Source organism: Rhodococcus sp. NPDC055024, from assembly GCF_053608585.1.
Genome location: NZ_JBSGVT010000010.1, coordinates 36,845 through 50,807, shown reverse-complemented (window position 1 = coordinate 50,807; position 13,963 = coordinate 36,845). Strand labels below are relative to the sequence as shown.

General features: G+C 63.5%; 15 protein-coding genes. 7 read left to right on the top strand and 8 right to left on the bottom strand.

The window, feature by feature from the left end:
- Nucleotides 1-23: 23 nt before the first annotated feature.
- Nucleotides 24-1,127 carry a branched-chain amino acid aminotransferase gene (locus tag ACWF6P_RS20760; RefSeq protein ID WP_378538854.1) on the top strand — a complete coding sequence of 368 codons (1,104 nt, stop codon included), beginning with the start codon at nucleotides 24-26 and terminating at the stop codon, nucleotides 1,125-1,127.
- Here ACWF6P_RS20760 and ACWF6P_RS20755 read toward each other — a convergent pair.
- The 6 genes from ACWF6P_RS20755 to ACWF6P_RS20730 form a co-directional block, all read right to left on the bottom strand.
- On the bottom strand, nucleotides 1,121-1,942 hold the full coding sequence (locus tag ACWF6P_RS20755; RefSeq protein WP_452622292.1) for a dienelactone hydrolase family protein: 822 nt from the start codon (nucleotides 1,940-1,942) through the stop codon (nucleotides 1,121-1,123). The two genes, ACWF6P_RS20760 and ACWF6P_RS20755, sit on opposite strands and share 7 nt — an antisense overlap.
- A 127-nt stretch (nucleotides 1,943-2,069) precedes the next feature.
- The gene (locus tag ACWF6P_RS20750) at nucleotides 2,070-3,044 is read right to left on the bottom strand and encodes a GlxA family transcriptional regulator (protein WP_378547050.1); all 975 of its coding nucleotides are present in this window, start codon (nucleotides 3,042-3,044) and stop codon (nucleotides 2,070-2,072) included.
- Between the two features lie 9 nt (nucleotides 3,045-3,053).
- Complete coding sequence (locus ACWF6P_RS20745) at nucleotides 3,054-3,821, bottom strand: adenosylcobinamide-GDP ribazoletransferase (RefSeq protein WP_452622291.1); 768 nt, start codon at nucleotides 3,819-3,821, stop codon at nucleotides 3,054-3,056.
- A gap of 2 nt (nucleotides 3,822-3,823) precedes the next feature.
- A complete protein-coding gene (cobT, locus tag ACWF6P_RS20740; RefSeq protein WP_452622422.1) occupies nucleotides 3,824-4,882 on the bottom strand; it encodes a nicotinate-nucleotide--dimethylbenzimidazole phosphoribosyltransferase in 1,059 nt (352 codons plus the stop codon).
- A 122-nt stretch (nucleotides 4,883-5,004) separates the two neighbouring features.
- Entirely contained in the window at nucleotides 5,005-5,592 is a 588-nt protein-coding gene (cobU, locus tag ACWF6P_RS20735) for a bifunctional adenosylcobinamide kinase/adenosylcobinamide-phosphate guanylyltransferase (protein ID WP_378447996.1), read from the bottom strand.
- A gap of 2 nt (nucleotides 5,593-5,594) precedes the next feature.
- The gene (locus ACWF6P_RS20730; RefSeq protein WP_007730051.1) at nucleotides 5,595-6,251 is read right to left on the bottom strand and encodes a DUF3043 domain-containing protein; all 657 of its coding nucleotides are present in this window, start codon (nucleotides 6,249-6,251) and stop codon (nucleotides 5,595-5,597) included.
- A gap of 134 nt (nucleotides 6,252-6,385) precedes the next feature.
- Here ACWF6P_RS20730 and ACWF6P_RS20725 point away from each other — a divergent pair, with 134 nt between their 5' ends.
- The 3 genes from ACWF6P_RS20725 to ACWF6P_RS20715 all read left to right on the top strand — a co-directional run bounded on the left by ACWF6P_RS20725 (nucleotide 6,386) and on the right by ACWF6P_RS20715 (nucleotide 9,127).
- Nucleotides 6,386-7,486 (top strand): glycerate kinase family protein, encoded by a 1,101-nt coding sequence (locus tag ACWF6P_RS20725; RefSeq protein ID WP_452622290.1) that lies wholly within the window; start codon nucleotides 6,386-6,388, stop codon nucleotides 7,484-7,486.
- A gap of 116 nt (nucleotides 7,487-7,602) precedes the next feature.
- Nucleotides 7,603-7,953, top strand: coding sequence for a HesB/IscA family protein (locus ACWF6P_RS20720; protein WP_007730053.1), 351 nt, complete (start codon nucleotides 7,603-7,605; stop codon nucleotides 7,951-7,953).
- A gap of 196 nt (nucleotides 7,954-8,149) precedes the next feature.
- Nucleotides 8,150-9,127 carry a carbohydrate kinase family protein gene (locus tag ACWF6P_RS20715; protein ID WP_317554523.1) on the top strand — a complete coding sequence of 326 codons (978 nt, stop codon included), beginning with the start codon at nucleotides 8,150-8,152 and terminating at the stop codon, nucleotides 9,125-9,127.
- A 65-nt stretch (nucleotides 9,128-9,192) separates the two neighbouring features.
- Here the strand turns inward: ACWF6P_RS20715 and asnB are convergent, their stop codons facing one another.
- Nucleotides 9,193-11,118, bottom strand: coding sequence for an asparagine synthase (glutamine-hydrolyzing) (gene asnB, locus ACWF6P_RS20710; protein WP_452622289.1), 1,926 nt, complete (start codon nucleotides 11,116-11,118; stop codon nucleotides 9,193-9,195).
- Nucleotides 11,119-11,438: 320 nt separating this feature from the next.
- Here asnB and ctaC point away from each other — a divergent pair, with 320 nt between their 5' ends.
- Together ctaC and ACWF6P_RS20700 are read left to right on the top strand one after the other, a co-directional pair.
- On the top strand, nucleotides 11,439-12,503 hold the full coding sequence (gene ctaC / locus ACWF6P_RS20705; RefSeq protein ID WP_378447998.1) for an aa3-type cytochrome oxidase subunit II: 1,065 nt from the start codon (nucleotides 11,439-11,441) through the stop codon (nucleotides 12,501-12,503).
- 39 nt (nucleotides 12,504-12,542) lie between these two features.
- Entirely contained in the window at nucleotides 12,543-12,959 is a 417-nt protein-coding gene (locus tag ACWF6P_RS20700) for a cytochrome c oxidase subunit 4 (RefSeq protein WP_003941723.1), read from the top strand.
- Between the two features lie 122 nt (nucleotides 12,960-13,081).
- Here ACWF6P_RS20700 and ACWF6P_RS20695 read toward each other — a convergent pair whose 3' ends face one another.
- Nucleotides 13,082-13,471: a DUF3224 domain-containing protein gene (locus ACWF6P_RS20695; protein ID WP_452622288.1), complete on the bottom strand. Its 390-nt coding sequence runs from the start codon at nucleotides 13,469-13,471 to the stop codon at nucleotides 13,082-13,084.
- Nucleotides 13,472-13,537: 66 nt separating this feature from the next.
- Here ACWF6P_RS20695 and ACWF6P_RS20690 point away from each other — a divergent pair, with 66 nt between their 5' ends.
- The gene (locus ACWF6P_RS20690; protein WP_230813585.1) at nucleotides 13,538-13,834 is read left to right on the top strand and encodes an antibiotic biosynthesis monooxygenase family protein; all 297 of its coding nucleotides are present in this window, start codon (nucleotides 13,538-13,540) and stop codon (nucleotides 13,832-13,834) included.
- Nucleotides 13,835-13,963 lie beyond the last annotated feature (129 nt).

Genomic DNA, 13,963 nt, shown 5'->3' with positions numbered 1-13,963 from the left:
TCACGTTCGATAGGATTGCGCCCATGACAGGTGCCGCCGATTTCGTTCGTGTTCAGAGCTCGTCCCCGAAGTCCGACGCCGAGCGCCGTGACATTTTGGCGGCGCCCGGCTTCGGGCGGCACTTCACCGACCACATGGTCTCGATCGACTACACCGCGGGCAAGGGCTGGCACGACGCCCAGGTGTTGCCGTACGGAAACATCGAGCTCGATCCGGCCGCAATGGTTTTGCACTACGGACAGGCCATCTTCGAGGGCCTCAAGGCATACCGTCAGCCGGGTGGCGAGATCAGTTCGTTCCGCGTCGAGGCCAACGCCGAGCGTTTCGCAGCATCTGCGCGCCGTCTGGCGATGCCCGAACTGCCGGCACAGATGTTCGTCGATTCCATCACCGAACTGATCGACGTCGATCTCGACTGGGTTCCCGCTGCCGGCGGCGAGGACGCGCTCTACCTCCGTCCGTTCATGTTCTCCACCGAAGCCGGCCTCGGTGTCCGTCCCGCCGACGAGTACCGCTACCTGCTGATCGCATCGCCCGCCGGCGCGTACTTCCCGCGTGGCGTCAAGCCGGTCAGCGTGTGGCTGTCCACCGAATACGTTCGCGCGGCGCCCGGTGGCACCGGCGCGGCCAAGTTCGCCGGCAACTACGCCGCTTCACTCCTCGCCCAGGCGCAAGCCGCCGACGAGGGTTGCGACCAGGTGGTGTGGCTCGACGCCATCGAGCGCACGTACGTCGAGGAAATGGGTGGAATGAACCTGTTCTTCGTCTTCGGCTCCGGTCCCGACGCTCGCCTCGTGACGCCGTCGCTGTCCGGATCTTTGCTGCCCGGCATCACGCGCAACTCGCTGCTCGCCCTCGCCGCCGATTCCGGCTTCTCCGTCGAAGAGCGCAAGATCAGCACCGACGAATGGCGCACCAAGTGCAAGAGCGGTGAAATCACCGAGGTCTTCGCTTGCGGCACAGCAGCAGTCATCACTCCTGTCGGACGAGTCAAGTCCGCCGAGGGCGAGTTCACCATCGCCGACGGCGAGCCGGGTGAAGTGACGATGGCACTGCGCGACACCCTCACGGGTATCCAGCGCGGTACCTTCGCCGACACCCACGGCTGGATGACCAAGCTTCACTGATCGCTGGTTCGTTCCGCGAGCAACCGCTCACGGAAGAACTGCAGAATCTCGTCTCGTGCGACGGTGGTGGGTGATCCGGCCTCGTCGACGAGGTGAGCTGACACCACGCTGTGTGGGTTGGCAATGACGTGTTCGAAGAACGGTGACGTTGCCGCGTTGGCCGCTTCGTCGGGCAGAACCTTCCCGACGAAGCGCTTACCCAAGGCCGCCCTGTAGGCCGCGAATCGCTGTGCGCGGCAGAACGGGTCGCCTTGAAAACGGTAGGCAAGCACCGTGAGGTCCTCGGCGTCGAGCCGCGAGCGCACAGCGTCGAGTTCTTCGGGCCCACTGTCGGTTTCGCCTGGTCGATCGAGCGGTAACGACGGTTGGGCGAGGACCGGCGCGATAACTGATGGTTCGAGCATCATCGACAGCGCGAAGTTACCGGTGAAGCACATCCCGATCACGCCGACTCCAGGGCCACCGCACTCCTCGTGGGCCGAAGCGGCGAGCGAACGCAGCCAACGGACCGCTTGACTCGGTTCGTCGGCAGCGAGAGCGCGGAACTCTGCGCTGACGCAGGCTCTCTTGAAAACGGAGACTCCCTCGTCCACTGTGGGAACCGCGCCGTCGCGGCCGAAAAGCGACGGAACAAACACCGTGAAACCGGCGTCGCGCACCCAGCGGGCGAATCGCGCAACATGCGGGCTGATGCCCGGCATTTCCGGCATGACGATTACTGCGGGTCCGGTGCCAGCCACGTACACGGACTTCGACACCGCGTCGATCGTGATGGTTCGCCGGTCGAAGTCTTCGAGCGGATCATCTTTTGTCATGCTTCGGTTCGGCACGGCGGGCCCTCTCAATTGGTCGAAGTTTCTCCTCTGCACAGTCTTTCGGTGCGGGATCAACTACAGAAGAGGGCGGTTCGCCACGTTTGCGGGCGGGCTCGCCACGCGCGACTTATCGGGTGCCGCCGTCGCGGAACCGCTTTCGATAGTCCGCCGGGCTGATTCCGACACGGTCGGCGAACAGTCGACGGAAGGTTCCAGGATCCTGATAACCGATGTGTCCCAAGATTTTTCCGAGTGGCCAATCGGTTGATTCCAACAGGCGTTTGGCCTTTCGCACCCGTGCACGCTGTAGGTAGGCGCGCGGCGATTCCCCGGTCTCGTCTCCGAACTTCCGAAGCATTGTTCGGGTGCTGACGCGGAAAGCTGCCGACAGCTGATCCAAGTCGTAAGGCTCCGCTATCCGTTCGACCAACCAGCTTCCGACGGCCTCGGCAAACTGTGTGTGTTTCACGGGCAGCATCGAGTCGACGACGTACGGAGATTGACTGGTTCGGTTCTCCGGCGCCAGAGTAATTCTTGCCGTCGTTCGCGCAATCTTGTCGCCGAGATGCTCGCGCACGAGTGCTGTGGCGAGGTCGAGAGCTGCAGTGAACGCCGCAGTGGTGGTGACGCCGTCGTCATCGACGATCAGCGAATCGGTTCGAATCGTCGCATCGGGATATCGACTCGCGAGGTCGGCACCGTACAGCCACGACGTCGTAGCGCGGCGTCCGTCGAGAAGTCCGGCCTCGCCCAGCAGATATGCGCCGACGCACACTGACGACACACGAACACCCCGCGCCTCGCAGGCACGGATGAACTCGATTTCTCTGTCCCACAGCGACAAGCGCGTCGCGGGATCTTCGGACGGTACAAGTTCGAACCCCGGCACCACCAGGTGATCGATGTCGTGATGCCCCTCCTGTGCGCCGATCGAAAATCCGCCCGCCGCAACGACGGGCGAGCCGGACGCGGCGATGACCGATACCTCGAATGGGTCGGTGGACGCTCCATCGGCGACGCGATTGGCGATCAGCAGAAGATCCGTGAAAACGAAGATCTCGGCCGCCAGGCAACCCTCGTACGCCAGGACTCCGACTCGCACGACGTCAGGTCACAGTCCGAGAGTGAGGCCGACGGCCGTCAGCGTCACCGTGAGTTCGAGCGCGAATCCGAGAACATCGCCGTTGAGCCCGCCGAATCGCCGGACGCAGTGACGCACACACAGCACACTGATCAGCAGCGCCGACGCGGTGACGAGAGGGCCGAGCCACCACCGGTCGGTGGCAAAGGCAGAAACGGCGATCAGCGGAACCGACCATACGAGTGCGGCCCAGAGCGGTTGCGAATCGGCGACGAGCGCACCGAATCCGCTCGGGCTCGACGCGAGAACGCCTCGGCGGCAGGCAAAAACGACGGCGACTCGGCCCGCAGCGACAGATACGAGGACCGCGATCCACTGCGTGGGGGAGTCGGCAACAGCAAGGACGCCGAAGGAGACCGATTGCAGACCAAGGAAGATGAACAGTGCGGCGACCCCGAAGGGTCCGGCGCCGCCGCTGTGCATGACCTCGCGGGCGCGCTCCGGTGGACCGTAACAACCCAGTCCGTCGATGGAGTCCGACAGTCCGTCCACGTGCATCCCGCGGGTTCCGAGAGCGAGTGCGCCGACCGTCAGTAAGCCCGCGAGATAGGGATTCAGGCCGATGCTGGTTGCGCCCCAGAGTAGGAACGTCGCGGCAATGCCGAGAGCGATGCCGGTCAGCGGAGCGGCGGTGATGGCACGACGCCCGGCAGTGCGATCGATGTCGGAGGGGCCACGAACCGGGAGGACCGTCAGCCACGAGAAGGCCAGTGGCACACCGGACAGCGGGCCCGCCACGCTCACTCCGCCGTAACGGTTTTGGTCAGGTCGATCGACTCCGGCTCTTCAGCGGGCGCGCTGCCCTGAGTGCTGACACCGGCCTCGGAGAAGGTCGCCATCTTGCTCAGGATCGCCACTGCGCCCTGAAGGATCGGGAGAGCGGTGACTGCGCCTGACCCTTCGCCGAGTCGCATGTCGAACTCGACGATCGGATCGAGACCCATTCGCGTCAACGCGATGGTGTGTGCGGGTTCCGTGGAGCGGTGCCCGGCGACCCACCATTCACGTGCGCCGAAAGCCAGCTCGTCGGCGACCATGGCGGCTGCGGTGACGACGACGCCGTCGAGGATCACCGGCGTACGACGCGACGCTGCCTGGGCCAGGAAGCCGGCCATCGCTGCGAGGTCGGCACCCGAAGACGTGCGCAGCAGCGCGACTGTGTCGCGAACGTGCGGACGAGCGCGTCGGAGGGCATCGCGAATCGCGGCAGTCTTGCGGATCCACCCGGCGTCGTCGATACCGGTACCGCGACCCACGACCGCCACAGGTTCACTGTCCGTCAGGGCGGCGATGAGCACGGTAGCGGGTGTGGTGTTGCCGATGCCCATGTCGCCGGCGATGAGAAGGTCTGCGCCCCCGTCGATTTCCTCGTCGGCGATCGCTCGGCCGGCAGCGATGGCCTGGAGGGTTTCCTCATTCGACATGGCATCTTCGCGGTCGATGGACCCGGAAGACCTGCGTACCTTGTGGTTCGAGACGGCCGGATCGGTATCGCCGTCCACCGCGATGTCGACGACGCGAACGGTGGCGCCGGCAACCTCGGAGAGGACGTTGACTGCCGCGCCGCCCCCGAGGAAGTTGGCGACCATCTGTGCGGTCACTTCCGGCGGATAGGCGGAGACGCCGTTGCGGGCGATTCCGTGATCACCCGCGAACACGACGACGCGAGGCCGAGCGAATGCGTTTGGGGGACAAACTCCTTGGCAGGCTGATGCCCAGCCTGCGAGAGCCTCCAGTCGGCCCAGCGAACCGGCCGGCTTGGTCAGATCACGCTGACGCGCATCGGCCTGCGCACGCACCTCGCGGTCGGGCGGGGTGACGGGTTCGAAGTCGGCGCTACTGGCAGGCGCGACGTCAGGGTTGGATTCTGGGTCGGCAACTGGATTCGCCCCTGGATTGGCCCCTGAATTGGCGTCGGTACTCACATCGTGCCTTCCGGTTGTGCAGCAGTATCTTTCAAGACGAGCGGTAACCCTGCAACCACTAGTACGACACGATCGCACACCGCGGCGATACGAGCGTTGAGAGTGCCGATCTCGTCGCGGAACAATCGTCCTGACCGGGTCTCGGGAATCACGGCCAAACCCACTTCGGGGCTGACCAGTACCAGGGATCCGCGGTAGTTCTCGACGCCGGCGACAAGGCTGTCCGCAGCGGGCGTGATGGTGCCGCGCGGTGCGTCCCAGGCGCTCTGACGGTCCAGTTCCGTGGTCAGCCACGTTCCCAGATCGTCGACCAACGTCGCTGTGTGTGAATCGCTTTCGAGCTGCGCCGCGAGGTCACCTGCATCCGCGGTCTCGACGGTCGACCAGTGAGAAGGCCGTCTGCTCCGGTGCTGATCGATCCGGCTTTCCCAGTCGGCGTCGGAATTATCGCGCTTCGCTGTCGCCAGGTACCGGATCGGTGCCGAATCTTCGGGTAAATGGCCTGCACAAACCAAATCCTCGGCGTGCGCGGACTTACCAGACCGCGCGCCGCCGAGGACCAAAGTTCTATACGTGTTCGTCACACTCAGATTGCGTCGCCCGGCCCCACACGAGGCTTCGGTGCGCGCAGCTTACGGATCTGCGACGCGCGAACGAACGCGTACCAGCCGAGCTTGAATCCGCCGTCGGTGCTGTCGGGGAAGCGTTCGGCGACGCGGTTGTTGATCATGCGTCCGAGCCAGATGCCTTCACCGACCATGAAGAGCATCATCACGAGCATCGCCAGCGTGACGATCTGCTGGAGCGCGGGCGTGACGAACATCGTCATGATGAGGATCAATGCGAGCGGCATGAACAGCCCGACGAGGTTGCGGCGAGCATCGATGAAGTCGCGGACGTAGGCGCGAACCGGACCCTTGTCGCGGGGGAGCAGGTACTTGTCCTCGCCGGCGAGCATGCGGGCGCGGCGGTCTGCCGACGATGCGCGACGCTCTGCGGCTTCGGCCTTGCGGTCCTCCTTGGAGCCGCGGGTCGCCTTGCGGCGGGCGCGGGCTTCCTTCGCGGTCAGCGGGGCAGGCGCAACCGGGCCACGCCTCTTCGCCTCGGCGTCACGACGCTTGGGTGTTGGGCGGCCCTTGCCCACCTGCTCGATGGGCGCCTCTTCGGAGGCCGAGGATGCCTCAGTGCCCTCGACGTCACGTTTGTCGGAGTTGTCTGAGTCACCGCGGCGTAGCAATTTCACACCTCCAGGCTATTGGATAAGTGCACGGTCTGGGAAACCGACCTCGGTCTTTCTGAAAATCACAATCGCGCAAGACGCCCAAACGCTCGAGAAACCGAAACATCGGGGTCATTCGGCACTCTTAGACTTCGGCTATGCGAGTAATAGTTGCTCCAGATTCATTCGGCGAGACCCTGACCGCCGTCGAGGCGGCCGAGTCCATTTCTGCCGGTTGGCGACGCGGCCGACCCGATGACGACGTCGTCACCGCGCCACAATCCGACGGGGGACCGGGATTTGTCGACGTCTTGGCCGCGGCGGGGGGCGACATCCGGTCCACGCGGGTGTCCGGACCGCTGACCGCGGGCGTCGACGCGAAGTGGCTGCTCGATTCGGGCACGGCGTACATCGAGTCGGCCGAGGCAGTCGGGCTCGGCTTGCTCGGAGGTCCACCGACGCGTGAGAGCGCACTCGCCGCGCACAGTCGCGGTGTCGGAGAACTGATCGCGGCTGCGCTCGAGGCAGGCGTGGAGACGGTTGTCGTCGGGCTGGGCGGGAGTTGCTGCACAGACGGGGGACGTGGACTTGTGGACGCGCTGGGTGGCCTGGAGGCCGCAACGGCGGCTACGGCGGACATTCAGTTGGTCGCGGCCACCGACGTCGAGCACGTACTTCTCGGCGAGCACGGTGCGGCAGCGGTGTTCGGCCCGCAAAAAGGCGCCGACGCCGAGGCAATCGCCGTCCTCGAAGCGAGAAATGCGATGTGGGCAGAACAGTTGGAGTCCATCAGCGGGAAGGGAGTGTCGGATCTTCCTGGCGCCGGCGCCGCAGGTGGTATCGGTGCTGCGCTGTTCGCGCTCGGTGCGCAGCGGGGATCCGGGGCCGACGTCGTCGCCGATCGGACCGGGCAGGCAGCGCTATTGGAGTCTGCCGACCTGGTGATCACCGGCGAAGGCAAGTTCGACCACCAATCGCTGCGAGGCAAACTCGTCACAACGCTCGCTTCGGCCGGGGCAGCGCACGGCGTTCCGACGCTCGTTTTTGCCGGCCAGGTGACGCTCGACGAGCCGGACTATGCGTCGACCTCGATCGTCGAGGCGAAATCGGTGACAGAGTTCGCGGGTTCGGTGGAACATGCGATGAACGAAGCGTCGGCGTGTCTCGAGGGACTCGCCGAACATACGGCGCGCGAGTGGAACATCTGGCGCGGTCAACAGAGCGCAGAATCCACCAGCGTCGACGCGCCGTTGCCGTGACGGGAAGACCGGATAGGATGAAGACGAATCGCACCCGGTAAGGACTGGCGGGAATAAGTCGGCAGCGGCGTACCGTTGAAGCGTTCACGGGTTGGTACGAACATTAGGGAGAGCCCATGACTGTGCAGAACGAGACCGCCACCCACGGCGTCAAGATGACCGAGGCCGCATCCGCCAAGGCGAAGGCACTCTTCGATCAGGAGGGTCGCGACGACCTCGCGCTGCGTATCGCAGTGCAGCCCGGCGGCTGTGCCGGACTGAAGTACCAGCTGTTCTTCGACGACCGCACGCTCGACGGTGACCTCACCGTCGACTTCAACGGCGTCAACCTGGTTGTCGACCGGATGAGCGCGCCGTACGTCGAAGGTGCGTCCATCGACTTCCTCGACACCATCGAGCAGCAGGGCTTCTCGATCGACAACCCCAACGCAACAGGCTCCTGCGCCTGCGGTGACTCGTTCAACTGAGTCCGTCGATCACAACTCAATTCGCAAACAACTGACGCGGAACCGACATTCGGTTTCGCGTCAGTTGTTTGTGGTGACTCGTACCCAGGCGGTTCCGATCTGACGGCTCGGGTGCCAAAGACGGCGCTACGGGCAGTAACGTGAACTTTTGCTCCTCTTTCATTCTTGTACTCACTTCGCTGAAAGGCCACGATCCGTGACTATTGCGGTAACCGGTTCCATTGCCACCGACCATTTGATGCGTTTTCCTGGCCGCTTCGCCGATCAGCTCCTCGCCGATCAGCTCGCCCACATTTCGCTGAGCTTCCTGGTGGACGACCTCGTGATCCGCCGCGGCGGCGTCGGCGGCAACATCGCCTACGCAATGGGCGTGCTCGGTGGATCGCCGCTGCTCGTCGGTGCGGTCGGCGCGGACTTTGCCGAATACCGCACCTGGCTCGAGGACAACGGCGTCGATTGCAGCGCGGTCCGCATCTCGGACAAGGCACACACCGCGCGTTTCGTGTGCACCACCGACGAGGACATGGCGCAGATCGCGTCGTTCTACCCCGGCGCGATGAGCGAGGCCCGCGAGATCGAACTCGCAGCAGTGGCCAAGACCGCGGGTGCGCTGGATCTTGTGCTGGTCGGCGCAAACGACCCCGAAGCAATGGTTCGCCATACCGACGAATGCCGCCTGCTCGGAATTCCGTTCGCAGCTGATCCGTCGCAGCAGCTTGCCCGCCTGTCCGGTGACGAGGCCAAGGCGCTCATCCACGGTGCGAAGTACTTGTTCACCAACGAGTACGAGTGGGGTCTGCTTCAGCAGAAGACGGGTCTGAGTGAGGAAGAGATCCGCGCACAGGTCGGCATCCGCGTCACCACCCTCGGCTCCAAGGGTGTGGAAATTGTTGATGCCGAAGGTAATTGGGTGCGCGTCGACGTAGTGCCCGAGACGGGCAAGGTTGATCCGACGGGTGTTGGCGATGGCTTCCGTGCCGGCTTCCTGCTCGCACACGGCGCTGGTCTGAGCTTCGAGCGTGCCGCCCAGCTGGGATCGCTGGTCGCTGTGTTGATCCTCGAGACCGTCGGAACCCAGGAGTGGGTGTTCAACCGCGACGAGGCCCTCAAGCGTCTCACCGAGGCGTACGGCAGCGCGGCAGCGGACGAGATCGCAACGATTCTTCCGAAGTAGGGGCTCCGCCCCCGTGAGTGGTTCAGGAGTCCGGAGACTCCTTAACCACTCACGGGGCCGAAGGCCTAGATATTGACCGGGTACACCGGTTCCTGGATCTGCGGCACGATGCGCTTCTCCACGAAGATTCCGTGCCAGACCATGAAGGTCAGGACGGTCCACAGGCGTCGACTGTGGTCCGAAACGCCCTCGCGGTGATCGTTGAGCATCTTCACGACGGCCTGCTTGTCGAAGATGTGGTCGGTTCCCGACTCTTCGATCTGCAGATGTGCCCAGTCGAAGAGTTCGGTGCCGCGAAGCCAGTGGCGCAGGGGAACCGGGAATCCGAGCTTGGCGCGGTGCAGAACATGGTGCGGCACAATGCCTTCCAAGGCCTGACGTAGCGCGTACTTGGTTGTGTCCTTCGTGATCTTCTGATCGAGTGGAACGCGTGACGCGACGTCGAAGACCTCGGGATCGAGGAACGGCACACGCAGTTCCAGCGAGTTGGCCATCGTCATCTTGTCGGCCTTGACGAGGATGTCGCCTCGCAGCCACGTGAACAGGTCGAGATGCTGCATCCGGGCAACCGGATCCCAGTCCCGAGACTGCGCGTAGATCGGCGCGGTGACGTCCTGGTGAGTCCACTCGGGTCGGAAGTCGCGCAGGACGGCGCGAAGCTGAGCGTCGTTGAAGCTACGAGCGTTGCCGTAGTAGCGCTCCTCGAGCGTCAAGGAACCGCGGTTGAGCAGACTCTTGCCGCGAGTGCCGTCCGGGATGTGTTCGGACAACTTGCCCGCGGCCCGACGCAATCCCTTGGGGAGGTACTCGAAAGGCTTGAGCGACAACGGTTCACGGTAGATCGTGTAGCCGCCGAACAGCTCGTCGGCGCCCTCGCCGGACAGCACCACCTTGACGTGCTTGCGCGCTTCCTTCGCGATGAACCACAGCGGAATCAATGCCGGATCGGCCACCGGGTCGTCGAGGTACCAGACGATCTCGGGAATCGCAGCGGCGAACTCGGAGGGGGAGACCACCTTGACGACGTGCTTCGCGCCGATCGCTGCGGCGGATTCTGCAGCAACGTCGACCTCGGAATAGCCCTCACGTTCGAAACCGGTCGTGAAAGTGATCAGGTTGGGGTTGTGACGCATCGCCAGCGCCGCGATGGCAGTGGAGTCGATACCGCCGGACAGGAACGAACCGACGGTCACGTCGGCGCGCATGTGCTTGGCAACCGAATCCTCGAGTGCCTCGGCGATTTCCTGGTAGCGCGCCTTCTCCGTGCCCGGCGCAAATGGCTTGGCCGGGAACTTCGGCGTGAAGTACCGCGTGAACGTGGGCTCCTCGCCCGGACGCACCCGCGCGAAGCTGCCTGATTCCAGGCGTCGGATCTGCTTGTGCAGTGTTTCCGGCTCCGGCACGTACTGCAGAACGGTGTAGTGCTCGATGGCGCGCGGATCCAGTTCGGTACCGATGCCGATCAGATCGGTGAGTTCGAGCAGGCTCTTCTTCTCGCTGCCGAACGCGGTGCCGCCGGCGCCGGTCGCGATGAACAGCGGCTTGATACCGAACGGATCGCGCGCGATGAACAGCTCACGCGTGTCGGTGTCCCAGATCGCGAACGCGAACATTCCACGCAGGCGCCGGACTGCATCTTCACCCCAGTAGTGGAATGCAGCGACGATGGCTTCCGAGTCGCCCTCGGTGAAGAACTTCGCGTCGTGGTCCTTGACCAGCTCGGCGCGGATCTCCAGATAGTTGTAGATCTCGCCGTTGAACGTGAGCGCGTAGCGCTCCGGATTCTCCGGCGGGCCCCAACGCAGCGGCTGGTGGGAATGAGCGATGTCGATGATCGCCAGGCGGTTGAACCCGAAGACGAGGTGGTCGTCATTCCACGTCCCGTGTTCGTCCGGCCCGCGGTGACGAAGGCAATGCATCGCCTGGTCGACCCGCGAGACGGCGTCCTCGCTGGTTCCGCCAGATGTCAGTAGCCCGAGCAGTCCACACACAGCGTCCGGTTCCTCGATTCAGAATTTTTTGTACAGAAGGCTCCCGGACACGAGTGTCGGGGAGAGGTCAACGAACTCTTGTCGAAAGTATGCCGCAGATCGACGTCCCTGCCGATCACGGCGGAACGAATCGACGTGATGTGCGTCGCCCGAACGACCTGAGCCGTTCCTGAGCAGCACCTGAGAGAGTTGTGTGACGTCCGCCGCGACACGGGCGAGGACCCGAGGATGGATAGCGCCCGGCTTTGGTCTACGCTGCGTAGTAATTGGGCCTTCCCTCCGGGCATGCCCTAGTTGAATTTTGTGGCGATCAGGAAGGCGTGAACGTGGCGCAAGGTCGGATCCTTCGGCGAGCGGGGCTGGCAGTATCTCTGGGCATTGCTGCCTTGCTGCTGTCGGGTTGCTCCATCGACAACGAAGTGCTTCGTTTCGGGTGGCCTTCGGGCATCACCCCGGAGGCGACGCGCATGCGTGAGCTGTGGACGTGGTCGGTTGTAGCCGCCCTCGTCATGGGTGTGCTGGTGTGGGGGTTGGTCTTCTGGGCCGTCATCTTCCACCGTAAGAAGAAGGACTCGCCGGAATTCCCGCGTCAGACGGCATACAACGTGCCGCTCGAACTCGGTTACACGGCAGTTCCCTTCGTCATCATCGCGGTTCTCTTCTACTTCACCGTCATCGTTCAGAACCATGTTCTGGACAAGACGGACAACCCTGACGTCGTCGTAGACGTCACGGCCTTCCAGTGGAACTGGAAGTTCGGCTACCGCTCCATCGAGTTCGGTGACGGTTCCGCCAAGTACAACGGAATCGACGTCGAGGCCGAAGAGGCTGCCAAGACCGAGGGCTCCACTGTCAACGATCACGGCGAAGAAGTTCCCGGCCCGATCCACGGCAACAGCACCGAGGACCTGAGCTACCTGCACTACGACAAGATCGAGACCGTCGGCTCCAGCCAGGAGATCCCGATCCTCGTTCTGCCCACCGGCAAGCGAATCCAGTTCGAACTCGCTTCCTCGGACGTCATCCATGCATTCTGGGTGCCTGAGTTCCTGTTCAAGCGTGACGTTCTCCCGAACCCCAAGGAGAACCACTCGGACAACATCTTCCAGATCAGTGAGATCGAGAAGGAAGGCGCGTTCGTCGGGCGTTGTGCAGAAATGTGTGGCACGTTCCACGCGATGATGAACTTCGAGGTTCGTGCGGTTTCGCCGGAGGACTTCGCCAAGTACATCGAACTGCGCAAGGGTGACGCGGAGGGCAATGGTGGTCTGACGACCGCTGAGGCTCTGCAGGCAATCGGTCAGTCGCCGGTGGCTACGTCGACCACGCCGTTCAACACCGACCGCGAGTACCGTCAGGCAACCGTCGCCACTGCAGGCAACTGAGCCGGCCAGCCTCTTCACTGAACAAGGACAAGTGCTGATATGAAGATCGAAGCCAAGCTCTTCGAGATCCTGACGATGTTCTTCATTCTCGTCGCGATCATCTACGGAGTGTTCACCGCTCTGTCACGCACAGGTATCGAGTGGGCCGGACTGACGGCCATCGTCCTGTCTGCAGGTCTGACGCTCATCGTGGGTACCTACTTCCGCTTCGTTGCTCGTCGTCTGGACACCCGTCCCGAGGACTACGACGACGCTGAAATCTCGGACGGTGCAGGAGAACTGGGCTTCTTCAGCCCGGGTAGCTTCTGGCCGATCCTGCTGGCCGCCGCTGCTGCACTCGCGGCAGTGTCGCTGGCGTACTTCCAGCCGTGGCTCATCGCAGTCGCAGTTGTCTGTGTGCTGGCCGCAGCTGCCGGCCTGGTGTTCGAGTACTACACCGGACCCGAGAAGCACTAGTTTCACCTGCACTCGAACAGAGGCGCCGAATCCATCCGGGTTCGGCGCCTCTGTTGTCGTTGATGCAGGGTTGTCGTTGATGCAGGTGTAGGACGAGCGTGCGAAGTATCAACCGCTGTCTGTCAGTCGTGGAGCAGGTATTCGAGGTCGTAGCGGTGTAGACCATTGACTACCTCGAGCTCGAGAGTGCCCGAGATACCCTTCAATTCGCCGGTTCCGGAGCCCGGCACGATCTCGTACAGGAGTTTCTGCGTTCCGTCGATCATCTGACCGAACTGCTGCAGGGCGAACGACCCCACCGCTTCCTCGACTTGCCCGGTGACAACCTCCAACGCGACGTAGCCGGCTTCACCGTGTGTCGGGTCGCCGGCGGACAGCATGAGGCCGGACGACGTACCTTCGATGCCGCCGACGAATGTCTTGTCGAACTCGAAGCGGCCGACGCGTCCGGCGAGCTCAGGATCGGCAGGGCGGAGATCGATCTCGAAGGTGCCGCGCGCATGGGATGTCATGGTCCGAGTATCTCACCAGGCGGCAACGCCTCGTGGGGACTCTCGAGAACGTGAAACACTTCGCCTATGATCCTCGAACATGCCGTCCTGCAGGTCGATCCGGCGCAGTCAGCGCAATTCGAGTCCGCGTTCGACGTGGCCCGCGCCATCATCTCCGAGGTTCCCGGATTCATCAGGCTGCGGCTCTCGCACTGCGTGGAAGCGCCGGAACGGTACCTCCTGCTCGTCGAGTGGGAGGACTTGGAGTCACACACCATCGGGTTCCGTCAGTCCGCGGGATACGAGAAGTGGCGAGAACTTCTCCATCACTTCTACGAACCGTTCCCGACGGTCGAGCACTATTCGTCCGTCTTCGAGGTCTGAGATTGGGCGTACTGCCCTTCACGCCGGCCGCACACGGCGAACCGGGGGAGTGGTAACAAGACTTAGTGGTTCTCCAAACTGAATCGCTCAGAGAACGAGTGAGGCCCCGAACCGGATTCCGGTTCGGGG

Bases quoted from the DNA above. Each gene is read 5' to 3' on its own strand.
- ACWF6P_RS20755 (WP_452622292.1), bottom strand. From the start codon at position 1,942: ATGACAAAAGATGATCCGCTCGAAGACTTCGACCGGCGAACCATCACG.
- ACWF6P_RS20725 (WP_452622290.1), top strand. From the start codon at position 6,386: ATGCGAGTAATAGTTGCTCCAGATTCATTCGGCGAGACCCTGACCGCC.
- ACWF6P_RS20690 (WP_230813585.1), top strand. From the start codon at position 13,538: ATGATCCTCGAACATGCCGTCCTGCAGGTCGATCCGGCGCAGTCAGCG.
- ACWF6P_RS20695 (WP_452622288.1), bottom strand. From the start codon at position 13,471: ATGACATCCCATGCGCGCGGCACCTTCGAGATCGATCTCCGCCCTGCC.
- ACWF6P_RS20720 (WP_007730053.1), top strand. From the start codon at position 7,603: ATGACTGTGCAGAACGAGACCGCCACCCACGGCGTCAAGATGACCGAG.
- ACWF6P_RS20760 (WP_378538854.1), top strand. From the start codon at position 24: ATGACAGGTGCCGCCGATTTCGTTCGTGTTCAGAGCTCGTCCCCGAAG.
- ACWF6P_RS20700 (WP_003941723.1), top strand. From the start codon at position 12,543: ATGAAGATCGAAGCCAAGCTCTTCGAGATCCTGACGATGTTCTTCATT.